This window comes from Flectobacillus major DSM 103, from assembly GCF_000427405.1.
GTDB classification, from domain to species: domain Bacteria; phylum Bacteroidota; class Bacteroidia; order Cytophagales; family Spirosomataceae; genus Flectobacillus; species Flectobacillus major.
In genome coordinates, this window is the sequence record NZ_KE386491.1 from 3248274 (window position 1) to 3272353 (window position 24080).

A 24080-nucleotide genomic window follows, 5' to 3' on the forward strand; every position below is an offset into this window, starting at 1 on the left:
ATCAACGAAAAGTAGTTTAAGAAATTATCCGATTACCATCTTCTCGATTAAAAGTATAAAGATGTGGATAATTTTGATATGTACTTCCTGAATACGGTCGGCATAGCCAAAATGCGGTACTATGATTTCAACATCGGCCGTTCCTGCCAGTTTACCCCCATTTTTTCCTGATAATATTACCACCTTCATTCCTTTGGCCTTAGCAGCTTCTACAGCTCGAATAATATTGGCCGAATTACCACTTGTAGAAATACCCAACAGAACATCGCCTTCATTACCAAGCCCCTCTACAAAGCGAGAGAAAATATATTCAAAACCGTAATCATTACTTACACAAGAAATATGCGATACATCCGAAATAGCAATAGCTGGTAATGAACGGCGTTCGTTACGATAACGCCCCGATAATTCTTCTGCAAAGTGCATGGCATCGCAATGCGAGCCTCCATTTCCACAAGAAATAATTTTATGATTAGCTTTAATAGCATCTGCCATCAACGTTGCAGCAGCTTCTATCTGCTGAATGTTCTGTTCATCTGACAAAAAATTTTGTAGGACTAGCTGAGCCTCGTTGAGCTCTTGAGCAATGATATTTTTCAACACAGATTTTCTAATATTTAATGAATAATAATCTTGTTTTTGAATAAACAATCGACAAAGGTACAAAAAGACCTTGAAAGAAATCAACAAGATACCACAAGTCTTAATACTGTGGGTTGATTAGGGGTACTTCAACCAATGTGTGAATTATAAAACTTATTCTCAGAATTATGTAACACATTACTCCTTGATAACAAGCACCTTTGTAATACTTCAATTATTATAAATATACAAAATACGATGAATACGATAAGACACAATACTATTACAAAAAAACTTCTTGTTTACAGTTTGATTCTATTTTCTACAATAGCATTTAGTGCTTGTAGCAAGAAAATTACTTTTTTGACATCGGCGGTTGTTCCTGCTGCTCGTGGCGACATTAAGGTTACTAGAGATGGTAACAAAAATTATGTTATCCATATCAATATTGACGATTTAGCGGAAGTAAGTCGCCTAACACCTCCTAAACAGACTTATGTGGTTTGGATGGTAACCGACCAAAATTACACCAAAAACTTGGGGCAGGTAAACAGCAATTCCAAAATGCTATCATCACAGCTCAAAGCCTCTTTTGAAACCGTTTCTTCGTTTAAACCTATCAAAATATTTATTACTGCCGAAGATAATGCCAGTATTCAGTACCCTGGAAATGTCATTGTTCTGAGCACCGATAATTTCTAAAAAATCTATAGTCCTTACTTTTGATATATAAAGAATGCTTCAAAATTACACGAGAAGGAAGGTTCTTCTCGTGTAATTTTGCTAAAAGATATTATGAACAATGTTTAGCTTTTTTTCTTAGTAATCACCACCAGCACCACCGCCACCAAAGTCGCCACCACCAAAGCCGCCAAAGTCAAAACCTCCGCCCCCTCCACCAGATGAATTACCTCCACCATGCGAAATGATAATTGGGGGATACCAACCGCCACCGCCACGATAACCTCCAGAACCACCGCCACCACCTCGGCGTGATGCAAAGTATGAAATAACGATGATTATCAATACTAAAGCAATAATAACACCAATACCAGAACCATCTTCTTCCTGAGCATCAGCATCGAACTCGCCATTTGCCCTTTTAATCATTTCGGTAGTAGCTTCATCTAAACCCTGAAACCACAAACCTTCTTTGAAATTAGGAATGATAATAGTATTGATAATACGTTTACAAATTGCATCGGGAAGAGCCCCTTCAATACCACGGCCAGTTACAATGCGAATCTTACGGGTTTCGGTTGCCCATAATAGTACCACGCCATTATTTTTGTCTTTCGCCCCTACTCCCCACATTTTAGCAATTTTCATAGCATAATCGTAGGGGTCAGATTCGCCTGTGTTTTTAACAATAACAATGGCAATTTCGGTAGAAGTAGAATCACGATAGCCTCGAAGTTTTTGTTCTAAAGTACTCAATTCATTAGGTTTGAGTTTCATCACAAAATCATTGACCATTCGTGGCGGATTGGGCTGTGCTGGAATTTCCTGTGCCAAGCTCCTTGTAGCTATTGACACCAAGAAGAATACCAAAGCAATATATTGTTGGAACTTTCTCGACATGAGCAGATTAATAAAGACGTGATTAGATAAAGCCGATTGCAAACAACAAAAGCCTCTAAGGGTTATCCAAATGATATTTCATCGGATATTTCGTTGATATCGTCAGACTGATAAGGAAAATATTTTTTCAGAACATCGCCTGCTTTTTCTATGCCTGAGGCAAACCCTGCGGCATATTCACTCATAATAAAGTGCGACTGCATGATGTTACGAGTAGATACCCAAAAGTCGGGAGGTACAACATCATTGATACCTTTATCGCCTAAAATAGCAAATTTTCTATCGGTATAAGCCAAATAGAAAAGTACACCGTTGCGTTGTTGGGTTTTATGTAATTCTAATTGAGCAAAAACGGCTTTGGCCCTTTCAAGTGCATCACCAGCACAAAATTGCTCGATATGCACTTTTATTTCGCCCGAAGTTTGCTTTTCGGCAGCCCTGATTGCATCAACAATAATAGATTGTTGTTCTTCTGAAAGTAACATAACTTGAATGATAAAAGAAAAGACAGCTAGATGTAGTGAAAATAATCGAGGAGACTTTCTCACTATAACTAGCTGTCTTTTACTATTTTATTTAGAAAAATCTACCGATGGAGCTTTTTGTGCTGAAGCATCAGCTTCAAAATAACCCTTCTTCGAAAATCCAGAGAAGCTGGCAATCAAACTGTTTGGAAAAGTTACGATTTTGTTGTTGTATCCTTTCACAGTTCCATTAAAGCGGTCACGTTCTTCTTTGATTCTGTTTTCTGTACCTTCAAGTTGAGCTTGTAATTCAGAGAAATTTTCGGTTGCTCTTAATGTTGGATAGTTTTCGGCAACAGCCATCAAGCGCGACAATGCACCGCTCAATTGGCTTTGGGCTGCTTGAAACTTAGCCATATTTTCAGGAGTAAGGTCGCTTGCATCTAATTTGATTTGTGTAGCACTTGCACGAGCATTGATTACATCCGACAGTGTACTTTTTTCAAAATTGGCAACTCCTTGTACAGTTTTCACGAGGTTTGGAATCAGGTCTGCACGACGTTGGTAAGCTGTTTGTACATTCGCCCAAGAGGCTTCTACATCTTGCTCGCTAGTAGCCATTCCGTTTCTAACACCGATACCCCAGAAAATTAATAACGCTGCAACAACTAATGCAATGATTGTTCCTTTTGACATAGTTTTGGTAAATTTAAGTTAACTAGGCAACTCAATATAATGGTTAAAGCATAAGAGCGGTTGCCTATCGCTCTGTATATGTGGTCTTTTGCAAAGCTACGTATTATTTGACTCTTCAAGGTAAACTATTACTAAAGCTTTGCCAAATGTAATACCGTTTTTGGGGGCTTCTATCAAATACTTGGTGAATAAGCTTTTTCCTATTTGAATGGTTAGTTTTATCTGTGAGTTTGAAAAGCTATTTCTTTCGCCACTTATTGGCATCTACCAATGCCTTCGGAAAATCTACACCAATCTGTATCTGATAGCTTTGTTGTTCTTTTGCCGACAATACCGATACCCAATGTACTTTTTCGCTAGGTATATTTTTTAGTGCTGGTAGCCAAAACTTAACATATTCGCCTTGTGGGTCGTAGCGTTCGGCTTGAATAGCAATATTAAAATACCGATTTTCGCGTGGGTCGTTGCCTACACCCGCTACATAGTTCCAGTTGCCCCAATTTGAGCAAACATCGTAGTCTAGCAATTGGCTCTCAAACCAGCTAGCTCCCCATGTCCAGTCTATTTGTAAATCTTTTACCAAGAAACTTGCTACATTTTGCCTCCCTCGGTTCGACATAAAGCCTGTGTCCAACAATTCTTTCATATTGGCATCTATGAGTGGAATACCCGTTTCGCCTTGTTGCCATAACTCAAATACTCGCTTATTTTGGTGCTGTCTGAGCTGGCGATGCTGTTTGATACCCAATGGCGAAAATAGCTTATTTCCGTATTTTAACGCAACAAACCTAAAATAGTCTCGCCAGATAAGTTCAAAAATCAACCAATAAGTAGATTCATTTTTGGTGCGTTCATATTCATACGCTATTATTTGTTGGTAAATGTACCTTGGCGAAATACAACCAAGGCCAAGCCAAACCGAAAATTTTGAAGAATAGTCTAACCCGAGCATCCCATTTCGGGTTTCTTTGTATACTTTTAGTAAATCTTTTTCCCAAAAATAAGCTTGTAATCGAGCCTTCCCAGCATCTTCGCCTCCTTGGTATAACGTATTTTGGGGCGGAGTCATTGCCAATAAATCCGATAAATTTGGCATATCACCTATTTCTAAAAATGAAATAGTAGGCAATCTTATCGGAGTAGGAAAACACCCCCTAACAGTACTCATCTTTTCTACCTTGTGCCTAAACTGCGTAAAAACATCTGGAAGTTTGTCTATCTCAAAGGGCAGGTCGTCGATATGATAAAGCGTTGATGTCCAGAAAAATAACAACTTTTTATCTAAACTTTGTAATCTCTCTTCCAGAATTGTATCGATGGTAATTTCTTCAGAAGTAGCCTCCTCCGAGCAGTACACACTCGTTGCACTTAATGCTATAGCAAGCTGTGGAATAATTTCTTCGGGCTTACCGATTCGTATCAAAAGATTTGAGCCTATTTTTTGTAAATTATCACGCAAATTTTGAACAGATTCTATCAAAAACTGTATCCTAAATTTTCCTGTTTTTGAAAATCCTAAAGGAAGTTCTTCAAACTGACGTGGGTCAAATATATAGACTGGATATACTGGCTGTTGTTCTTGTGATGCCTTCCACAAGGGTTCGTGGTCGTGTACTCTTAGGTCGTTTCTGTACCAAACAATAATGCTCATTTTATGCTAGTTTTTTTAGGTATAACTAGCACCTGCCCACAAAGTTTGAGTTATTGATTAAGATTCCAGTTGTAATCTAAATAGCTCGGCTTGGTATCCAGATTCATTTTGGTAATAGCATATTGATTGATATAACTCTGTAGGGGCATTTTTTGGGTAAAATCGCTACCATACCATAAAAATATACTCGACAAACTAGCCCTATTAGTAGTGATAACATTTTTTTTGGGGTCATTGATAAAACGATAGGCTTGGTCATTAAGCTGTTTGTCCAATAATTCGGCCGTATAGGCTTCATTGCGTAATTGAGGACAAGAAACTGCTGCACAAACTAGTGCAAAATGAATACGAGGCTCGTCAAATTTCTTTCTAATAATACCATGTTCTATATCGTTGAGGTCAAATTTCTTTCCCGAAATAGTAATAAATTTAATATCCCACGGCGAATTCACGAATGGAATATTGAGCTTCACTATATCTTTGATACTCTTTAAGGGATAATATCGCAACACGAGTTGAATCGTAAAAGCATTATAAGCATTGAGCCAATAAGCAAGCTGTTCGGTATGTGTCCATGTTTTTTCATTTGGAGCATTCTTCGATAACATTTCTACATACTTGCTTAGGCCGACAGTGTCTTTTGCCCAAGCCTTGTAGTTAACTTGTCCATACGTATTGACGTATTTTTTGAGTAACATATTCCAAGCCTCATGACTTACAGGCGAAGCTGAAGACGTTGGTGCATTGGTATTGAAACAACCCGAAATCAATACAAACAATGATATTAATAGAAAGTGCATAACTCGCATTCGTTTTAGAATAAAAGATTATTGACAATATAAAACAACTTCCCAACGAAAAGCCCACCGCCATCTGATAGAAAATTTTTGAAAACCCGCTTTACGAACTACCTTTTCAAGGTCATTTTTTCTAAATGCCCGCCAGACAGACAATTTTGCATCGTTTTTTACCAAATATGACCTCAAAAATAGTTTTGTAATCCAAGCTATAGCATAATAAGCCAGCCAATGCCGGTGTATATCGTTGATAACCAAGGCGTATTTGGTTTGTGTTTTTAATTGTGAAAAAAGCTGAATCAGTTGTTCATCGGTAAAATGATGACAAAACAATGTCATGGTGACAATATCAAAATGATGTTTTTGAAAAGATTCAGAAAAGATATTCTCGTGCAGATAAGAGATATTGTAAAAATCTTGGGTACGTTTTTGGGCAAAATCTATCATAAAATCGTTGGCATCAATCCCAATAAAATCGGCATTTACTTGCTTTTTTTTGAACCACCGAGCCATTACCTTGAGCATATCGCCACCACCACACCCAATATCACCTACTTGCAGAGGCTGCCGTATCGACACCGTATTCAGTACTTGACTTAGGCCACTCACCGTAACTTGGTTTCCGCCCAAATAAGTATTAATCAGAGCTAGCTCTTCCAGATTCTGACGTAAGGCATCATTTTCCAATGTAAAATCATCTATTAACTCTTTTTCATAGCTGCGGTAAGACAAATCAGGCATATTGAGGTAGCTTGGGGTTTTGTAAAAATGATTTTGCTTGTTACCCTTTAACAACCTAACTTGTTGGAGGAAAGTTTACAACAACCTTAATAGTTATTCAAATATATCCACATGAATTTAGATTTAACGCATAAAAATGCCATTGTTTGTGGCAGTACACAAGGACTAGGCAAGGCTTCGGCTGTAGAATTGGCTCTATTAGGAGCTAACATAACATTGGTAGCTCGTAACGAAACATCTTTGCAAAATACGCTTTTGGATTTGGATACCAGCAAAGGCCAACAACACCAATATTTTGTAGCAGATTTTGCAAAACCCGACGAGCTAAAAGCAGCAGTAGAAGCTTATTTGGCACAAAACCCTACAGTTCATATTCTTGTTAATAATACAGGGGGGCCTGCTGGAGGTGCTATTTTAGATGCCAAACTGGAAGAGTTTACTCAGGCATTTTCTAATCATTTATTGTGTAATCATATTTTGGTTCAGGCTTGTGTACCTAGTATGAAAGCCAATGGTTTTGGTAGAATTATCAATATTATTTCAACATCTGTCAAACAGCCTATCAATGGGCTTGGGGTATCTAATACAACACGTGGAGCGGTAGCGTCGTGGGCCAAAACATTAGCCAATGAGGTGGGAGCATTTGGTATTACAGTCAACAATGTATTGCCTGGTTATACCAAAACAGCCCGTTTAGATTTTGTGGTAAAGGCTAGGGCAAAAATGGCAGAAACAAGCACCGAACAAATGGAAAAAATATTCCAATCCGATATTCCAGCGGGGCGTTTTGGCGAAGCTGAAGAATTTGGAGCTGCCGTGGCGTTTTTGTGTTCACCTGCGGCGGCTTATATCAATGGGGTTAATTTACCCGTGGATGGTGGCAGATTATCTTGTTTATAAACTACTGATGGCTTTTGCCAGTTTATTCTTTGTTCTCTTAGCCCCCCCCCTTTTACCTGCTAAGAGAACAACTACCTAGCAATCAGTTTTACATCCTAGTGCCATTTTTGATTAATCTGTCCAATGTATTGTCCTGCCTGTTGTTGAGCTATTATTTTTTGCAAAGTTGCACCTACGTTTGGATACATTTCCACAGTATCTAGCTGATCTACCGATAGCCATTCTATTGCCAAGGCACTTGTTTCGGCAGGATTTAATACAGGAATACCCTTCATGATATGAGCAGCAAATACACAATGCAATACATCTGTTTTTTGTTGAGGCAAAATCACTTCTCCCGATAGAAGCATTGGCCCTAGTTCTATGGTTATGCCTAGTTCTTCGATCAGTTCTCGCTTGAGGGTCTGGCTGAGGGTTTCGCCAGGGTCAACATTCCCTCCAGGAAGATTAAATACCCTTTCACCACCATATTCATAACGCATCAATAACACTTGATTATTTTCAATAATTGCAACGCTTGGCCGTACTTTCATAAGGTTCTAATAATTAGTTTGATAGCTTTTAGAAAAGAGATTGTAAGGAATTTTTTTCCACCAAAATGCTAAAAATAAAAGATTTTGGTAGGGGGAAAATAACATTGAATTGTCATTATCCCAACAAAGACCTAAAAAACTTCTCAATCAATCAAGCATTTTTATACGACATAACCTCTTTCAACTATTATGAATACTTTCCTAAAAACTATTGTTTCTAGCATTTTTCTAGGAATTCTGCTACTCTTTTCTAGCTGTTCTATCCATATCGACGAAGTAAACCCAAGTGGTTATGAAGTAGAACGAGATATTTTGGTACGTAATTTTGAAAGTATCAATATGGGTAATGCTTTTAAAGTACGTATTCGTGCTGGAAATGGCTTTAGTGTTATTGCTCGTGGCGATGAACGTGATTTAGACGAACTTGATGTTTATGTTCGGAATGGTACACTTTACGCCAAATATAACAATTACCGCAGCCGCCGATATTTGGTTACGTTCGATATCGTAATGCCCGACTTACGCTATGTCGACTTTTCGGGAGCAAGCACTTCCCAAATTACAGGCTTTGATCTACGCAACCTCGACATTAACCTTTCGGGGGCATCCAAATGTGATATAGATGCCGACGCACAGTTTTTTAATTTTGATTTATCAGGAGCATCTACCCTTAATATGATTGGGGATTCGCAAAAAATATCGGGAGAAATATCGGGTGCGTCAACCTTCAATGCTTTCCCATTCAGAAGCGAGGAAATGCTATTGTATATCTCTGGAGCAAGCAAAGCCCGTGTTATGGTTTCTAAATTCTTGAAAGTAGAGGCTTCGGGGGCAAGTGGTGTCTATTTTAGAGGCAATCCTGTAATCGAAAAACGCATATCGGGTGGTAGCTTCGTTGAGCGTGATTAAATAGTACCCGTAAACCCAATACAAGACATTTGCCCTCATTTTATAGGGCTTTACAACTTTATAATTCCTTCATTTGACAGTATAAATTTGTGACGATTGAAAAGAGGTGAGATTTTCTTGCCTCTTTTTTTGTATCAATCAATTGCTCGTCCTGATGAAATTATAGAAATTTGACCTCATTTTTACCATTTTCCCATACAATGACTACGATAAAAGAGATAACTCAATATATGGAGCAGCTAGCTCCTTTGTCTTTACAAGAAAACTACGACAATGCCGGCCTAATAGTAGGTAATCCTCATGAGCCTGTTAAAGGTATTTTGTGTACATTAGACTGCACCGAGGCAGTTGTAGCCGAAGCAGAAGCACAAGGCTGTAACTTGATTATTGCTCATCACCCTATTGTATTTAAGGGTTTGAAAAAGCTTAACGGAAAAAACTATGTAGAACGTGTGGTGATTGAGGCTATCAAAAACGATATTGCTATTTATGCTTCACATACCAACCTCGACCACGTTCGGGGCGGAGTCAATGACAAAATTGCGGCAATGCTAGGCTTAGAAAAGGTTAAAATCCTTTCCCCTAAAAAAAATATATTGAAAAAATTAGTCACTTTCGTGCCTATTGAACACGCCCAAGCTGTACTTATGGCCTTACATGAAGCTGGAGCAGGACAAATTGGCGACTACAAAAATTGTAGTTTTCGTACAGAAGGTATCGGTACATTCCGCCCAACAGCCCAAGCCAACCCTTTTATTGGAACACTTAACCAAGACGAAGAAGTACGAGAATTTCGGATAGAAGTAATTTTACAAGATTATCAAGAGCCTCAGATTTTGGCGGCCCTAAAAAAAGCTCATCCTTATGAAGAGGTTGCTTATTATTTGTCTATCTTAGAGAATGAAATAGCACAAGTTGGGGCAGGTGCAATTGGTAGATTAGGTGAAGAAATGGATGAAATCGCCTTTTTGAATTATCTCAAAGAAGCAATGTCTCTCCAAATAATTCGTCATACCCCCCTTTTAGGAAAAAAAATTAAAACAATTGCTGTTTGTGGTGGTGCAGGAAGTTTTCTTTTACAAGATGCTATTAGGCAAGGTGCAGACGTTTTTGTGACAGCCGATTACAAATATCATGAGTTTTTTGATGCCGAAAATAAGATTATTATCTGCGACATTGGACATTATGAGTCAGAAGTTTACACAAAGGAATTAATTATTAGTTATTTATCTGAAAAATTTAGTAATTTTGCGATTCTCAAAAGTCAGGTAAATACTAATCCTGTATCCTATTTTTGAACTGACGTTAGGAGTCGAGAGTTATATCAATATATACTTAACAAATAACGTTTAACGCATAACGAATAACGTATAACGAAAATGGCAGTAGTAGCAACCGAATCAACCATTGCTCAGAAATTAGAAGGACTTCTGAAACTTCAAACCATAGATTCATCCTTAGACACAATCAAAAAGATGCGTGGCGATTTGCCAGAGGAGGTTCGTGATTTGGAAGACGAAATCATAGGAATTGAAACTCGTATTGGCAAGTTCAACCGCGAGATTGCTTCTTTGGAAGAGGAAATTACCAAAAACCGAAATGCTAAGAAAGAGGCTGAAAAGCTTGTAAACAAATACAAAGAGCAGCAAATGAACGTGCGTAACAACCGTGAGTACGATGCTATCTCTAAAGAAATTGAATTACAACAGCTTGAAATGGAATTGGCAGACAAGCGTATGCGTGAATTCGAATTCAAGATTTTGAACAAGCGTGACGAAGTTTCGGAAACAGAAACTCGTTTGTTCCACCGCCAAAAAGACCTTGAAGCAAAACGTAAAGAATTGGACGTATTAATTGCTGAAAGCGAAGACGACGAACAAAAGTTGCTGAAAGAGCGTGAAAAAGCCGTGAAATTTGTAGAGGAACGTTTGTTGCGTCCTTACGACAAATTGAGAGGTAACTATGCCAATGGTTTGGCCGTTGTTTTGGTAAAACGTGGTGCTTGTGGTGGTTGTTTTAATGTTGTGCCTCCTCAACGTCAGGCCGATATTAAAGACCACAAAAGAATCATCGTTTGCGAACACTGTGGCCGTGTATTGGCTGGTGTTGAAGACGTTATTACAGCTTCAAAACGCTAATTCTTCTGAATGAAATTATAAAAGCCCATGACTTTCTTGAAGTTATGGGCTTTTTGATTGGTATCTCTACTTACTTTATGCTATCTCAGTCTATGAAAAATTTACTGGTTGTTTGGCTGTTTTTGTGGTTATGCTGGCCTACAATGGCCAACGATTTTGAGTGGAATAGCAGTATGCAAAAAGCCTATAGCCAAATCCTCAAAATGAAACTCTCTAGCGGACGGGCTATTTTAGATACCGATAAAAACAATAATGGCATAAAATACTATCTCCAAAGCTATGCCGACTTAGTACAATTATTGGTTACAGAAAATAAAGGTCTTTATCATGATTTTTTGACCGCCCAAGAAACAAGGCTAGAGGCCATCGACGCTCTCGACAAAAAATCGCCGTATCGGAAATTCTTACAAGCCGAAATCAAATTGCACTCGGCATTTGTCAAGCTCAAGTTTGGCCACGAAGTAAAAGGAAGCTGGGATATTATTAAGGCTTACAAACTGTTGGAAAGTAACCAAAAAGCATTTCCCAACTTTTTGCCTCAGCAAAAATCGTTAGGGCTTTTACATATTCTAATTGGATCGACCCCCGAAAGTTATCTTTGGGTAACTAATCTACTTGGTTTGCGAGGCAATATAAGCCAAGGGATTCATGAACTAAATAGTGCTACCAAAGATCCTATTTTCAAAGATGAATCGCTATTGATCCAGTATTTGGTCCATGCCTATATACTTACTTTTAATACCAATCAACTTTCTAGCTTTGAGGATTTTATCAGTAATCATCCCGACAACCTTCTTTTCTATTTTTTGGGCGTTACTACTTTTATGAAAGAAGGAAAAAGCGAAAATGCCAGTCAATTATTAAATCAGTGTGAAACACTAACCCAAAATACCGAATACATAGCCTTTCCTTTTCTGGATTACTTACAAGCTGAAATAGCCCTTCAAAAAGGCTTATATCCTACTGCAATTAAAGCATATCAGGTTTTTTTGCAACAATACAAGGGTTTTAACTTTGTGAAAGATAGCTATTACAAACTATTTTTGTGCTACTGGCTCTTGGGCGACGACAGCAAAGCCCGCCCCTACCTTGAAAAGGTACGCAATAATAGTACAGCTATTGTAGAGGCTGATAAATACGCTGGCCGTTTTGCAGAAAATTTTCTAGCTAATGACCCTAAAAAACCTATTTCACAAAAGGTTCTGATGAAAGCTCGTCTGGCTTTTGATGGAGGATTTTACGAAAAAGCTGACAATATCTTAGAGAAATACACCGAAAATAGCTTTGACCAACTCAGCGATAAAGCAGAGTTCAATTACCGTAAAGCACGGATTTTACAAAAAATTCATGAAGAAAATCAAGCGATTATATTTTTTGAAAGAGCCATTTCTCTTTCTGAAGATACTACTATTTCGTTTGGAGCCACTTCAAGCCTACAGTTAGGCTATATTTGGCTAGAAAAAGGTAACAAACTCAAGGCGAAGAAATATTTTGAGAAAGCCCTTTCTTATAAAAAGCATGAATACAAAAATTCGATAGATAACAAAGCCAAAGCAGCCTTGAACGAAAACTTCTAAAAAAATCGGCTGTGAAAACCCATTTCAGTTTCACAGCCGATTCATAAGTCAAGCATTATTTCAACATATTGAATAATGCTGTCAATTTATCTTTCAAATCTTTTCTATCTACAATAAAATCAAGGAATCCATGTTCAAGTACAAACTCGGCACTTTGAAAACCCTTTGGTAAATCCTTACCGATTGTTTCACGAATAACCCTAGGGCCAGCAAAACCAATCAAAGCACCGGGCTCAGAAATATTAAAATCGCCCAACATTGCATACGATGCCGTTACACCACCTGTAGTAGGGTCGGTAAGCAACGAAACGTAAGGAATTTTGGCCTCGGCCAACTGAGCAAGTTTGGCTGAAGTTTTGGCCATTTGCATCAATGAAAAGCCAGCCTCCATCATACGAGCACCACCCGATTTTGAAATCATCAAAAATGGTACTTTATTTTTCAAAGCATAATCAATAGCTCTAGCAATTTTTTCGCCTACAACCGAACCCATCGACCCACCAATAAACGAAAAGTCCATAGCTGCAATAACTACCTCTACGTCGTTCATTTTGCCATGAGCCGTTCTTACGGCATCTTTCAGGCCTGTTTTCTTTTCAGTAGCCTTGATTCTGTCTGGGTAGCGTTTGGTATCTTCAAAGTTGAGTGGGTCACCCGAAGACATATAAGCATCCATTTCTGTATAGCGAGACTGGTCGAATAGGAGTTCAAAGTACTCTTGCGAGCCAATCTTGTCATGATAATTACATGCTGAGCAAGTCCAAGCAAATAAGCGGTGCTCACGTGTGTGCATTACTTTTTTACATGACGGACATTGATACCAAAGCCCATCTGGGGCTTCACGTTTAGCTTCGGTTGGGGTAAGAATCCCCTTATCTTTTCTGGTAAACCAAGACATATTCTATGTTCAATTATCGGTTTTGTAGCTATTTTTAATAATTATTGGAGCTACCAAACACCTGTTTTTAGTGATAATGAATCGCAAAGATAAAACTTCCTTAATCCAGATGTTACAAAAATCTCAAATTTATATGATTATTTCTTCAAAACAACATCAAGATTACTGTACTTTTTGGCTATATTAGAGTGAAGTAAACCCTTAATTATCATCACACAAACCTTTTTTATCATCAATAATGAAAAAAATTGTACTTTCGGTAGCATTGCTATCGTGCACATGGTTGGCTTCTGCCCAAAATGTGGCTCTCAAAACCAAAGTTAGCCAAAAAGCTGAATCATTGGAGTCGAAGGTTGTTACTTGGCGACGTGATTTCCACCAAAACCCTGAATTGGGCAATAGAGAATTCAAAACGGCCGAAAAAATAGCTACTCATCTTCGTTCTTTAGGAATAGAAGTACAAACAGGCGTTGCCAAAACAGGTGTTGTAGGTATTTTGAAAGGGAGCAAGCCTGGCCCAGTAGTAGCCCTACGAGCCGATATGGATGCTTTACCTGTAAAAGAACGTGTCAATATTCCTTTTGCCTCTAAAGCTACAGGCGAATACAATGGCCAGCCCGTAAGTGTTATGCACGCTTGTGGACATGATTCGCACGTGGCTATTTTGATGGGAACTGCCGAAATTTTGGCTTCTATCAAAAACGATTTGAAAGGTACGGTAAAGTTTATTTTTCAACCTGCCGAAGAAGGTGCCCCTGAGGGCGAAGAAGGCGGAGCGGCTTTAATGGTAAAAGAAGGCGTACTCGAAAACCCTAAAGTAGATGCCATCTTTGGCTTACATATTAGTGCTCAGGCCGAAGTAGGCAAAATCCGCTATCGTCCTAAAGGTACAATGGCGGCTTCTGACTGGTTCAAAATCAAAGTGAAAGGTAAACAAGCTCATGGTGCTAGTCCTTGGCAAGGAATCGACCCTATCGTAACGGCTTCGCAAATTGTAATGGGCTTACAAACTATCGTTAGCCGTAACTCACCATTGAATGAGTCGGCGGCTGTAATTACAGTTGGACAAATTAATGCTGGGGTAAGAAGCAATATTATTCCTGAAGAATTAAATATGAATGGTACCATTCGAACTTTAGACACTCAGGTTCAGGATATGATTCATGAGCGTATGAAAGTTGTAGCAACCAATATTGCTGAAAGTGCTGGTGCTACAGCCGAAATCAGTATTACCAAAATGTGTCCTGTTACTTATAACGACCCATCGCTGACCGAGAAAATGCTACCTACACTAGAATCGGTAGCTGGAAAAAACAATGTAGCCTTAACTGCTGCAGCTACAGGTGCCGAAGATTTTTCTTTTTATCAGGAAAAAGTACCAGGCTTATTTTTCTTCTTGGGTGGAGCACCAAAGGGTAAAAAAGAATCTGAAACAGCTTCGCACCATACCCCAGATTTTTATATCGACGAAGGTGGATTTGTATTGGGAATGAAAGTTATGACCAATTTGACTCTTGACTATATGGAAATGAGTACTGCCAAAGCTAATAATACAGGTAAGTAAGTACAACTAGCCGTTGGACAGACATAAAATGGCCTAAAAATTTGAGCAAGAAACGCTTATTTTTAGGCCATTTTACTATTAAGCATTTACTTTTCTGACTATTCTATAAACCAAAGCTGGCCAAAATCTTTTGAGATATACCCCCAATACCTCAAACCACCCACCAATATATACTTCATTTTTTTGGGCTACAATCGCTTTTACAATACTTTTGGCACACTCTTCTGCCGACAAACCCTTTGCCTGATTATCGTCCATTTGTCCATGTTTAGAGCCATCGCCCGATAGGGCATTCAACGAAATAGCGGTTTTGATATAACCCGGGCAAATAACCGTTACCAAGATATTGTCCCGAAAAATTTCGGCTCGTAGCGAATCACAAAATGCTATTACAGCATGTTTGGTAGGGCCGTAGCCACTTCTTAGGGGTGTACCAATTTTGCCTGCAATACTACTAATAGCCACAAAATGCCCTTGTCGACGCTGTGTAAAATGAGGCAATAGTGCTTTGGTAAGAGCTACAATACTAAAGTAGTTGAGTTCCATTAAATCACGATATACGCTCAGTTGGGTATCTTTAATAAGCGAACGCTGCGATACTCCTGCATTTTGCACTACTATATCTATTTGCCCAAAATGATTAATCGCTGCTTGAACCTTGACAGCTAGCTGGTCTATCTCAAGCATATCCATTGGTAATACCAAGATATTTTCTGGTAATAACCCACACCGATTGGCCACTCGCTGTAATTCATTTTCGCGGCGAGCCGATAAAATAAGTTTGACATCGCTTTGGGCAAATTGATAAGCCAGAGCCTCGCCTATTCCAGACGAAGCTCCTGTTATCCAAATAACTTTATGTTGAAGATAGCCTGACATCTTGGTTTTGTCTAAAATAAAACAAATAGATTATTACAATAACGTTATTACCTATTTGTATGAACTTATTTAAGCCGTAATACCTACCAAATCTAGCATAAAAGCATATTCACGAGCTATTTCCTTAAAACGTTGGAAACGTCCAGATGCCCCGCCATGCCCTGTTGTCATATCGCAGTGAAGCAATAGGATATTATTATCTGTTTTCAAGGCTCGTAGCTTGGCAACCCACTTGGCTGGTTCCCAGTATTGTACTTGCGAGTCGTGCAAACCCGTTGTAACCAACATATTAGGATATGCTTTTGCCTCAATGTTGTCGTAAGGCGAATACGATTTCATGTATTCATAATACACTTGCTCTTGTGGGTTTCCCCACTCTTCCCATTCGCCTGTTGTTAATGGAATAGTTTCGTCGAGCATCGTTGTTACAACATCAACAAATGGCACACCAGCCAAAACACCTCGGTATAAATCTGGACGCATATTGGTTACAACACCCATCAATAATCCTCCTGCTGACCCACCATTGGCAAATAGTTTGTCGCTAGAAGTCCATTTCTCTTGAATAAGAAACTCTGATACATCGACAAAGTCGTTGAACGTATTCTGTTTTTTCAACATTTTTCCATCTTCATACCATTGGCGACCCATTTCTTGGCCTCCTCTGATATGTGCAATAGCAAAAGCAAATCCTCGATTGAGAAGACTTAAACGAGCTGCCGAGAAATAGGGGTCTATCGAATAGCCATACGAACCATAGGCATATTGCAACAAAGGCTGTGAACCGTCTTTTTGAAAACCTTTTTTGTACACAATCGACACAGGTACTTTTACACCGTCTCGGGCTGTTACAAAAAGTCTTTCTGTGGTATAATCTTCTTTATTGAATTCGCCTAAAACAGCCTGTTCTTTTTTGAGTGTTTTTTCCTGCGAATCCATATTATAATCAAAAACCGAGCTTGGGGTAGTTAATGAAGTATAATGAAAACGCAAGATATTAGTTTCAAAATCAGGATTATAGCCTGCTCCAGCCTCATAGGCAGGTTCGCCAAAATTGATATAGTGTTCTTGCTGAGTACTTTGGTTGATAATACGTATCTGCATCAAAGCATTGTTACGCTCGGTAAGCACCAAATGGTTTTTAAAGACATCCATACCGTCCAAATAAGTATCTTCACGGTGTGGAATAATTTCTTGCCAATTGGCTCTATCAGTTGTTTTTCCTTCTTCTACCTGCATCAATTTAAAATTGGTAGCTTCATCGGCGTTGGTTTTAATAAAAAACTTATCACCAAAATGCTCGATATAGTACTGAAGGCCATGTTCACGAGGGTAAAATACCTCGAATATTCCTGTAGGATTAGTAGCATTCAGCAAACGGTACTCAGAAGAAACGCCATTATGGTCGGACACCGAAATAAGGTATTTTTTAGATTTCATACGCCCTAGACCCATATAAAACTGCGGGTCGTTTTCGGTATATACCAGCACATCTTCGCTAATAGGCGTACCTAATGTATGACGATATACCTTTGAGGCCAACAACGTTTGTTGGTCACGGAGCAGATAAAAAATGGTTTGATTGTCGGCAGCCCAAGCATAAGCACCTCCTTCTGTATTCGGAATCTCGTCGGAATAGATTTCGCCTGTTGTTAGGTTTTTGAAATAAAGGGTATAATTTCTTCGGCTTACAGTATCAACGCCAAAAGCCATAATGGTTTCATTATCTGAGATTTCGTAACCACCAATATTAAAATACTCATGCCCTTTGGCCAAAGCGTTGCCATCTATCAGAACCTCTTCGGGGCTATCCATAGAACCACAACGACGACAATACAAGGGGTATTCGCCACCTTCTATATAACGGCTATAATAGTAATAGTTACCATCTTTATAAGGCACCGACTCGTCTTGTTCTTTCATTCGCCCTTTCATTTCTTGAAAAAGACTTTCCTGAAATACTTTTGTAGAAGCCATTACAGCCTCGGTATAGGCATTTTCGGCTTCGAGGTATTGTATTACTTCTGGGTTTTCACGATTGTTGAGCCAATAATAATTATCAATACGGGTGTCGCCGTGTAGCGTCATAATATGTGGCTTGATAGCCGCCACTGGAGTTTTTAAACTATCTAATTTCATTGGGATTGCTTTTTATACACCTAACTCTTCTATCCAAAGATAAATATTTCATTTGGGAAAAGTACTTTTAGACATCTATGTATTTATCAAGAAAAAGGGATTTGCCTAGGCTGAATGATTTTTGAGTTTTTGGCCTAATCATTGGCTAACCGCTTGGGATATGGCTATGATTTGTACCAAAATAATATCTATATTGACACTATTGAATACCGCAAGCAAACAGTTTTGCCCTATCAATCAAATGGTTTATACAACAGCAAAACAATGTTTTTCAATACCATTGCTCCTGAGTTGTATAAACCAGTCAATATTATTTTTGTCAAAAATCCTCTACAAAAGAAGCTTTCTTATATCAAAGCCCTTCCAAACGCTTGAGAAATTCCTCTTTGGTTGTTTTTTCTAGTTTGACGGCCACCTTCTGTCCTTCGGCTACTGTCAAATCTTGAAAATAACTATATACCTCTTTGCCTTCTGTTATGGCAAAGCAAACTACCTTGGCGTGTTCACCCACAGGTACTTCCAGCGATTTTCCATCATATACCTCTATAACTGATTTGATTCTATCAAAATACAGAAAAATATAAACCGCATCCAAGGAAGGCTCCTCGGAGGTAAATGTTATGTGTGTTCTAGGGGCTTTATCATTCAAAAACCTATCACAATTAATCCAGCCTATTTGAGTTGGAAAAACGATATAACTGCTTTTATCAATCACCAAACCGGTAGTCAAAGAATCGCGTCTTCCAATAAATGATTCACGAACCCTAATACTGTCAGCCAAAAGCCAGTTCACTGTTCCGTTAGCTTGTTGGTTGCCATAAAAAACGCTCATTTGCATGTCAGGGTTAGTAGCTGGCACCTGAATACTAAATTGGCTACTAGCATTCAGTTTGAGAGGTTTGCCATCTTTTGTGGCGATAATATTTACCTCTCCTCCTGTTACTAGCATCTTCCCGTTCGATACCGTAGGTTTGCGGTTCAGTATCATATCTTTGGGTGTATATAATTCCTGTATTTCTAGTTCGATAGGGTAATTAACCCATTGCCCATCAAGCAAGCTAAAATCATACACGCTTCCCCTAACCACTGTACCTTTGGCTGCCTGAAAATCGATATCGTAATTATTAATCGTTTTTTTGGTGGTAGTTGGGCTTACAAACTCAGGGATTTTTTCGGATGAAGCAATAAATTTTTGTTTTTCCACCACAGGAATTATGTCGTCTTTAGTCAAAACGTCATAACGCTCTTTTGAGCATCCCAATAAGGCAAGGCTTACAAAAATTGAAGTTATAGGAAGTAAATACTTTTTCATCTGGATAAGTGTTTATTAAAAATTCGGGCAACGTGTATTTTTATTTTTTTTTATATAGGCAGGACAAAACAACAGCCCTACTTCGCCATAACTTTCTTGCCAAAGAATATTATATTTTACTTCGGCAAAAAGCCTGACAGGATAATTACCAATAGCAGCTCCAATACCTACTTCGGGTAATATATTGTTTTGTTTTGAGTTGGCCTGTCGGGTTTCTACATAGTTGATCCAACGGTTGTACTCTGCCCCTGCTGCCAAATATACAGTAGGCTTTTCGGGTTCACCCCCCCTTTTAAAGCCTCCAAAACGTTGGTTTCCTTCAATAAGTAAAAAATGGACGTTTATCCCCCCATAAAACTCATGAATCGTATTGAAAGCGGGTGCGTATTTGAGCTGAGGTACCACGTACCAACGTGGAGCAATAGGCACTTGAGCCCTTAATCCAAACCCTAAACTATTGAGAGGAAAATTGTACATTCCCGAAATACCGAAGGCGATGCGGTCTTGAGAAAAAGCATTAAAACTAGAAAGAAATACAAGGAAAATTCCTGCAAAACACCAGAGGGATTTACTAGATGAAGAATACATTTAAAGTTGAATGGGTCAATTAATGCGATTGTATATAAGCTGTTTTAAAAAACAAAATTAACGATTTTCTACAATAAAACTAGATTAACTACACTTTTAACAATTTAGCCTATTCTTTACTACAAAAACCTAATTAACTGCTTTATTTGTTTGAATATCCATTCATTTTTCTCAACCAAACCCATAATATTAATTACAAACTCCCTGTATTAAGTAGTCTTTAACATTACCAAACACCTCTGTGTATTATGAAAAAACTATTAGTATTACAACTTGTTCTATTCTTTTTTTGTACAAAACCTCTATTGTCACAAAATATCGAATCTTATCAATTTATGGCTTTTGGGGCTTTGCCTACGTGGTCGGCTGTGGCAGTAGACTGGCAAACCAAGCCCAAACTGTACGTTTACGACCCCAAAGAAACCCGAGGCCATGCCGAGTTTGTCAACAAAAAACTTGGTCGCCTCATTACCTTCAAGCAGTTTAAGGAACTCGCTAGCACCTCGGCCCAAAGACAGTACCTGCCATTTTTTATTTATGATTTAAAGGACAAGCCCCTGATGGTTCAAGGCAAATCCTATACGTACGCAGTTCGTTTGGAAGACTACGAGTTTGACGATACCCCAAAAGCAATGGCCAATGAAGTAGAAAAACTTATGAAACTAATGCCAACACTTGCCAAACGATTCGGTAACGATGGGCTTGTTGTTATCAACTTACGCCCCAACGATGCTCTCAATATCAATGCCATTGGCTCTTTCCTAAAAGCAAAAAAGCTCGAAATGGTTAGTACTACCACACTAATCAAGCATATTGGCGGTACAAAATTCAAGATTCTGCATGAAGTTCCAGCCGTTGGTAAGCTAGTTTTGGTAAAAAGTGAAGCCGATGCTAACCAACTTACCGCACACGATATTGCAATTTTTCAATTCATGCCTAAGCGAATCCCTACTTTGGCAGGCATTATTACGCTCGAAGCCCAAACACCACTTTCGCATATCAATCTGTTGGCAATCAATCGTAATACCTTTAATATGTATTTGACCGATTGGAGTGTTTTGCCCGAACTAAAAAACAACTTGAACAAACTTGTTGAAATCAATCCAAAATTCCAGAAACTTACTATAAAGCCCGTTACACAAGAATATGCAACTAAGTTTTGGACAAAAAATAAACCTCCTCAACTCACTATACCAACCCCCAAGGCTACATTCGAGTCGGTAGTACCACTCAGTAAAACTTTCAAACAATATCAGCAAGTAGAGCTTATTGGGGCAAAAGCCAATAACTATGCTTTACTATATGAGTTGCTGGGCGACAAAATGGTACATCCAGCCTATGCTATTGGTTTTAAACCCTATCTGGATTTACTGGAACAAGGAGCAAATAAAGAAATTAATTTTTTCCTTAGTAAAAGAAAAACGCTCAGCACAGCCGAACGCCAACAGGCTTTAGCCAGAATTAGAGCTGTTATCGAAAAAAGTATTCCTAGTGCTACTACGATAGCCTCTTTACGCAATATCCTAAATACGCATTTTACAAATGGTCGTGTCAAGCTACGAAGCTCGACCAACTGCGAAGATTTGCCTCAGTTTAATGGTGCGGGTTTATACGAATCAAAAGGGTTTAATACCAAAGATAACGATGCCTTATTGGCCAAAAAAATCACGAAAGTGTACGCCTCGCTGTGGAACGATGTAGCTTTTGAAGAGAGAGAATACTTTGGTATCGACCACAAAAAAGTAGCAATGGCAATACTTATTAGCCCAGCGTTTATCGATGAATTTGCCAATGGCGTTATATTAGCAACAACTACGCCTAAAAGTGCCAATTTGTCGATATTAGTTAATGCACAAGTTGGTGAAAATGAAGTAACAAACCCTAAAAAGGGAGATATTCCAGAAGCGTTTGCGGTAGGAAAAACAACAATAGAAAAAGTACTAACGCCGTCGAATTTAGGTAAGGTATTTATTGGTAATACCGCTACACAAGCTTTGTTGAAATTATTGAGAGAAAGTACCGAAAAAATCCATAAGGCGTTGTCTCAACGCCAAATTAATCAAGGGGATAACCAAAAGTATAGTACCGATATTGAATTTAAGCTAGTCAAAGATACCAATAATCAGTATGGACTTTATTTCAAACAAGCCCGACTGTTAAGAAGCAATATTTTACCTGAATAAAGCATAGCTAGCCGTTGCAAGGCAACGGCTAGCTATTCAAGAGTTTTATAATACCGTTTTTATTTTCAATTCATCCATTTGTTTCTGGTCGATTGTTGATGGCGAATCTATCATTACATCTCTTCCTGAATTATTTTTAGGGAAAGCGATAAAGTCACGGATAGAATCTGAACCTCCAAACAACGAGCACAAACGGTCAAAGCCAAATGCCAAACCGCCATGTGGTGGAGCTCCATATTCAAAGGCATCCATCAAGAAACCAAACTGATGTTTTGCCTCTTCGTCTGAGAAGCCCAACACCTCAAACATTTTGGCTTGTAAATCTTTTTGGAAAATACGAATAGACCCCCCCCCTACTTCTACACCATTGATTACCATATCATAAGCATTTGCACGGATTTTGCCGTAATCGCCAGCTTCTAGGAATGGAATATCTTCTGGTTTTGGAGCTGTAAATGGGTGGTGCATCGCAAACCAGCGGTTATCTTCTTCGCCATATTCCAACAACGGGAAGTCAACTACCCAGTGTACCGAATACACCTCTGGGTTACGTAAGCCCAAACGGTTACCGATTTCTAAACGTAGTTCGTTAAGTTGTTTTCTTGGTTTGTCGCCATCGCCACAAAGAATCAACAACAAGTCGCCAGGTTCTGCTCCTGCGGTAGCTACCCATTGTTTCAAATCCTCCTCTGTATAGAATTTATCTACAGAAGATTTGATACTGCCATCGGCATTGTAACGTACATAAATCAAGCCTTTAGATCCAATTTGAGGGCGTTTTACAAAATCGGTTAATTCATCAACCTGCTTGCGGGTATATTCTGCACAACCTTTGGCATTGATACCTACAACAACCGACGATGCATCAAATACAGGGAAATTTTTGCCAGAAGTTAAATCTACAGACTCGCTTTTTAGTTCATAAAACTTCATTCCAAAGCGAATATCTGGTTTGTCAGAACCATAATATTTCATAGCATCGGCATAAGTCATACGAGGTACTTCGTTGAGTTCAATGCCTTTCAAGTTTTTGAACAACTGACGAACCAAGCCTTCAAACATTTGCAAAATATCTTCCTGTTCGATAAACGACATTTCGCAGTCAATTTGAGTAAACTCAGGCTGACGGTCGGCACGCAAATCTTCATCACGGAAACATTTTACAATCTGGAAATAACGGTCAAAGCCCGATACCATCAACAACTGCTTGAATGTTTGAGGAGACTGAGGCAAAGCATAAAACTCGCCAGGGTTCATACGAGAAGGCACAACAAAGTCACGAGCCCCTTCAGGCGTAGATTTAATCAAAACAGGGGTTTCTACTTCGATAAACCCTTGTCCGTCCAAGTAAGAACGTACTTCTTGAGCCATTTTATGACGCAAAATCAAGTTCTGACGAACAGGGTTACGACGCAAATCAAGGTAGCGGTATTTCATCCGAATATCATCGCCACCATCGGTTTCGTCTTCAATCAAAAATGGAGGTAATTTGGCAGGGTTAAGCACTGTTAGCTCTGCTACTTTTACTTCAATATCTCCAGTTGCGATTTTATCATTTTTAGAAAGACGTTCCACTACAGTTCCTGTTACAGAAACCACAAACTCACGCCCTAATGAACGAGCAGTATCAAGTGCTTCTTTTGAAGTTTTTCCTTCTTCTAGCATCAATTGTGTGATACCATAGCGGTCACGGAGGTCAATCCAAATCATTCCACCCTTGTCACGAGTACGTTGTACCCATCCACAAAGTGTAACGACTTCACTTACGTTAGCGATACGCAGTTCGCCATTATTGTGTGTTCTTAGCATAAGTTTTTTAGTACGGACGGCCTTGTCCGTCAATGTATTCTCTTAGTATTAACAAATACGGACAAGCCTGTCCGAGCTAAATAATTCGCAAAATTACAGAAATTGTTAGGTGTCACCCAAAAGATTTTGAAAACTATTT

General features: G+C 38.8%; 22 protein-coding genes. 8 read left to right on the forward strand and 14 right to left on the reverse strand.

The genetic code is table 11. The annotated features are described in order from the left end of the window. Positions 1-24: 24 nt before the first annotated feature. Positions 25-600, reverse strand: a complete 576-nt coding sequence (gene lpcA / locus FLEMA_RS0127860; RefSeq protein ID WP_026996234.1) for a D-sedoheptulose 7-phosphate isomerase — start codon at positions 598-600, stop codon at positions 25-27. Positions 601-840: 240 nt separating this feature from the next. Here lpcA and FLEMA_RS70325 point away from each other — a divergent pair, with 240 nt between their 5' ends. Further along, positions 841-1284, forward strand: a complete 444-nt coding sequence (locus tag FLEMA_RS70325) for a hypothetical protein (protein WP_044172040.1) — start codon at positions 841-843, stop codon at positions 1282-1284. A 117-nt stretch (positions 1285-1401) separates the two neighbouring features. Here the strand turns inward: FLEMA_RS70325 and FLEMA_RS0127885 are convergent, their stop codons facing one another. The 6 genes from FLEMA_RS0127885 to FLEMA_RS0127915 all read right to left on the reverse strand — a co-directional run bounded on the left by FLEMA_RS0127885 (position 1402) and on the right by FLEMA_RS0127915 (position 6512). Continuing rightward, entirely contained in the window at positions 1402-2163 is a 762-nt protein-coding gene (locus FLEMA_RS0127885; protein ID WP_044172041.1) for a TPM domain-containing protein, read from the reverse strand. 62 nt (positions 2164-2225) lie between these two features. Continuing rightward, the gene (locus FLEMA_RS0127890; RefSeq protein WP_044172042.1) at positions 2226-2648 is read right to left on the reverse strand and encodes a TPM domain-containing protein; all 423 of its coding nucleotides are present in this window, start codon (positions 2646-2648) and stop codon (positions 2226-2228) included. Positions 2649-2735: 87 nt separating this feature from the next. After that, the gene (locus tag FLEMA_RS0127895; protein WP_026996238.1) at positions 2736-3323 is read right to left on the reverse strand and encodes a LemA family protein; all 588 of its coding nucleotides are present in this window, start codon (positions 3321-3323) and stop codon (positions 2736-2738) included. Positions 3324-3561: 238 nt separating this feature from the next. Further along, on the reverse strand, positions 3562-4974 hold the full coding sequence (locus tag FLEMA_RS0127905) for a DASH family cryptochrome (RefSeq protein WP_026996239.1): 1413 nt from the start codon (positions 4972-4974) through the stop codon (positions 3562-3564). 50 nt (positions 4975-5024) lie between these two features. Continuing rightward, positions 5025-5774: a DUF547 domain-containing protein gene (locus FLEMA_RS0127910; RefSeq protein ID WP_044172043.1), complete on the reverse strand. Its 750-nt coding sequence runs from the start codon at positions 5772-5774 to the stop codon at positions 5025-5027. Positions 5775-5801: 27 nt separating this feature from the next. Beyond that, positions 5802-6512: a methyltransferase domain-containing protein gene (locus tag FLEMA_RS0127915; protein WP_026996241.1), complete on the reverse strand. Its 711-nt coding sequence runs from the start codon at positions 6510-6512 to the stop codon at positions 5802-5804. 111 nt (positions 6513-6623) lie between these two features. Here FLEMA_RS0127915 and FLEMA_RS70330 point away from each other — a divergent pair, with 111 nt between their 5' ends. Beyond that, positions 6624-7412, forward strand: coding sequence for an SDR family oxidoreductase (locus FLEMA_RS70330; RefSeq protein WP_044172044.1), 789 nt, complete (start codon positions 6624-6626; stop codon positions 7410-7412). A 95-nt stretch (positions 7413-7507) separates the two neighbouring features. Here the strand turns inward: FLEMA_RS70330 and FLEMA_RS0127945 are convergent, their stop codons facing one another. Further along, entirely contained in the window at positions 7508-7945 is a 438-nt protein-coding gene (locus tag FLEMA_RS0127945; RefSeq protein WP_026996243.1) for an NUDIX domain-containing protein, read from the reverse strand. Positions 7946-8134: 189 nt separating this feature from the next. On the opposite strand from FLEMA_RS0127945, the gene FLEMA_RS70335 reads away from it, so the two are divergent. The 4 genes from FLEMA_RS70335 to FLEMA_RS70350 all read left to right on the forward strand — a co-directional run bounded on the left by FLEMA_RS70335 (position 8135) and on the right by FLEMA_RS70350 (position 12569). Beyond that, complete coding sequence (locus FLEMA_RS70335; RefSeq protein ID WP_044172046.1) at positions 8135-8854, forward strand: GIN domain-containing protein; 720 nt, start codon at positions 8135-8137, stop codon at positions 8852-8854. 200 nt (positions 8855-9054) lie between these two features. After that, positions 9055-10152 carry a Nif3-like dinuclear metal center hexameric protein gene (locus FLEMA_RS70340; protein ID WP_044172047.1) on the forward strand — a complete coding sequence of 366 codons (1098 nt, stop codon included), beginning with the start codon at positions 9055-9057 and terminating at the stop codon, positions 10150-10152. An 81-nt stretch (positions 10153-10233) separates the two neighbouring features. After that, the gene (locus FLEMA_RS70345) at positions 10234-10992 is read left to right on the forward strand and encodes a zinc ribbon domain-containing protein (RefSeq protein ID WP_044172049.1); all 759 of its coding nucleotides are present in this window, start codon (positions 10234-10236) and stop codon (positions 10990-10992) included. Between the two features lie 92 nt (positions 10993-11084). After that, positions 11085-12569 (forward strand): tetratricopeptide repeat protein, encoded by a 1485-nt coding sequence (locus tag FLEMA_RS70350; RefSeq protein WP_044174813.1) that lies wholly within the window; start codon positions 11085-11087, stop codon positions 12567-12569. A gap of 55 nt (positions 12570-12624) precedes the next feature. Here the strand turns inward: FLEMA_RS70350 and accD are convergent, their stop codons facing one another. Continuing rightward, on the reverse strand, positions 12625-13467 hold the full coding sequence (accD, locus tag FLEMA_RS0128045) for an acetyl-CoA carboxylase, carboxyltransferase subunit beta (RefSeq protein ID WP_026996248.1): 843 nt from the start codon (positions 13465-13467) through the stop codon (positions 12625-12627). Positions 13468-13705: 238 nt separating this feature from the next. Here accD and FLEMA_RS70355 point away from each other — a divergent pair, with 238 nt between their 5' ends. After that, positions 13706-15031: an amidohydrolase gene (locus FLEMA_RS70355; RefSeq protein WP_044172051.1), complete on the forward strand. Its 1326-nt coding sequence runs from the start codon at positions 13706-13708 to the stop codon at positions 15029-15031. 78 nt (positions 15032-15109) lie between these two features. Here the strand turns inward: FLEMA_RS70355 and FLEMA_RS0128095 are convergent, their stop codons facing one another. From FLEMA_RS0128095 to FLEMA_RS0128125, 4 genes are all read right to left on the reverse strand, one after another. Next, positions 15110-15910: an SDR family oxidoreductase gene (locus FLEMA_RS0128095; protein WP_026996251.1), complete on the reverse strand. Its 801-nt coding sequence runs from the start codon at positions 15908-15910 to the stop codon at positions 15110-15112. A 69-nt stretch (positions 15911-15979) separates the two neighbouring features. Beyond that, entirely contained in the window at positions 15980-18049 is a 2070-nt protein-coding gene (locus FLEMA_RS0128100) for a S9 family peptidase (RefSeq protein ID WP_026997846.1), read from the reverse strand. Positions 18050-18401: 352 nt separating this feature from the next. Beyond that, positions 18402-19361: a class I SAM-dependent methyltransferase gene (locus FLEMA_RS0128120; protein WP_026996252.1), complete on the reverse strand. Its 960-nt coding sequence runs from the start codon at positions 19359-19361 to the stop codon at positions 18402-18404. Positions 19362-19376: 15 nt separating this feature from the next. After that, positions 19377-19949 (reverse strand): hypothetical protein, encoded by a 573-nt coding sequence (locus FLEMA_RS0128125; protein WP_026996253.1) that lies wholly within the window; start codon positions 19947-19949, stop codon positions 19377-19379. A gap of 248 nt (positions 19950-20197) precedes the next feature. Here FLEMA_RS0128125 and FLEMA_RS70365 point away from each other — a divergent pair, with 248 nt between their 5' ends. Next, positions 20198-22132 (forward strand): PEP/pyruvate-binding domain-containing protein, encoded by a 1935-nt coding sequence (locus FLEMA_RS70365; RefSeq protein WP_044172055.1) that lies wholly within the window; start codon positions 20198-20200, stop codon positions 22130-22132. 45 nt (positions 22133-22177) lie between these two features. On the opposite strand, the gene aspS is transcribed toward FLEMA_RS70365, so the two are convergent. After that, positions 22178-23941: an aspartate--tRNA ligase gene (gene aspS / locus FLEMA_RS0128170; protein WP_026996258.1), complete on the reverse strand. Its 1764-nt coding sequence runs from the start codon at positions 23939-23941 to the stop codon at positions 22178-22180. Positions 23942-24080 lie beyond the last annotated feature (139 nt).

Excerpts from the sequence above, each read along its gene's own strand:
- FLEMA_RS70325 (WP_044172040.1), top strand. The coding sequence starts at position 841 with ATGAATACGATAAGACACAATACTATTACAAAAAAACTTCTTGTTTAC.
- FLEMA_RS0127885 (WP_044172041.1), bottom strand. The coding sequence starts at position 2,163 with ATGTCGAGAAAGTTCCAACAATATATTGCTTTGGTATTCTTCTTGGTG.
- FLEMA_RS0127890 (WP_044172042.1), bottom strand. The coding sequence starts at position 2,648 with ATGTTACTTTCAGAAGAACAACAATCTATTATTGTTGATGCAATCAGG.
- FLEMA_RS0127895 (WP_026996238.1), bottom strand. The coding sequence starts at position 3,323 with ATGTCAAAAGGAACAATCATTGCATTAGTTGTTGCAGCGTTATTAATT.
- FLEMA_RS0127905 (WP_026996239.1), bottom strand. The coding sequence starts at position 4,974 with ATGAGCATTATTGTTTGGTACAGAAACGACCTAAGAGTACACGACCAC.
- FLEMA_RS0127910 (WP_044172043.1), bottom strand. The coding sequence starts at position 5,774 with ATGCACTTTCTATTAATATCATTGTTTGTATTGATTTCGGGTTGTTTC.
- FLEMA_RS0127915 (WP_026996241.1), bottom strand. The coding sequence starts at position 6,512 with ATGCCTGATTTGTCTTACCGCAGCTATGAAAAAGAGTTAATAGATGAT.
- FLEMA_RS70330 (WP_044172044.1), top strand. The coding sequence starts at position 6,624 with ATGAATTTAGATTTAACGCATAAAAATGCCATTGTTTGTGGCAGTACA.
- FLEMA_RS0127945 (WP_026996243.1), bottom strand. The coding sequence starts at position 7,945 with ATGAAAGTACGGCCAAGCGTTGCAATTATTGAAAATAATCAAGTGTTA.
- FLEMA_RS70335 (WP_044172046.1), top strand. The coding sequence starts at position 8,135 with ATGAATACTTTCCTAAAAACTATTGTTTCTAGCATTTTTCTAGGAATT.
- FLEMA_RS70340 (WP_044172047.1), top strand. The coding sequence starts at position 9,055 with ATGACTACGATAAAAGAGATAACTCAATATATGGAGCAGCTAGCTCCT.
- FLEMA_RS70345 (WP_044172049.1), top strand. The coding sequence starts at position 10,234 with ATGGCAGTAGTAGCAACCGAATCAACCATTGCTCAGAAATTAGAAGGA.
- FLEMA_RS70350 (WP_044174813.1), top strand. The coding sequence starts at position 11,085 with ATGAAAAATTTACTGGTTGTTTGGCTGTTTTTGTGGTTATGCTGGCCT.
- accD (WP_026996248.1), bottom strand. The coding sequence starts at position 13,467 with ATGTCTTGGTTTACCAGAAAAGATAAGGGGATTCTTACCCCAACCGAA.
- FLEMA_RS70355 (WP_044172051.1), top strand. The coding sequence starts at position 13,706 with ATGAAAAAAATTGTACTTTCGGTAGCATTGCTATCGTGCACATGGTTG.
- FLEMA_RS0128095 (WP_026996251.1), bottom strand. The coding sequence starts at position 15,910 with ATGTCAGGCTATCTTCAACATAAAGTTATTTGGATAACAGGAGCTTCG.
- FLEMA_RS0128100 (WP_026997846.1), bottom strand. The coding sequence starts at position 18,049 with ATGAAATTAGATAGTTTAAAAACTCCAGTGGCGGCTATCAAGCCACAT.
- FLEMA_RS0128120 (WP_026996252.1), bottom strand. The coding sequence starts at position 19,361 with ATGAAAAAGTATTTACTTCCTATAACTTCAATTTTTGTAAGCCTTGCC.
- FLEMA_RS0128125 (WP_026996253.1), bottom strand. The coding sequence starts at position 19,949 with ATGTATTCTTCATCTAGTAAATCCCTCTGGTGTTTTGCAGGAATTTTC.
- FLEMA_RS70365 (WP_044172055.1), top strand. The coding sequence starts at position 20,198 with ATGAAAAAACTATTAGTATTACAACTTGTTCTATTCTTTTTTTGTACA.
- aspS (WP_026996258.1), bottom strand. The coding sequence starts at position 23,941 with ATGCTAAGAACACACAATAATGGCGAACTGCGTATCGCTAACGTAAGT.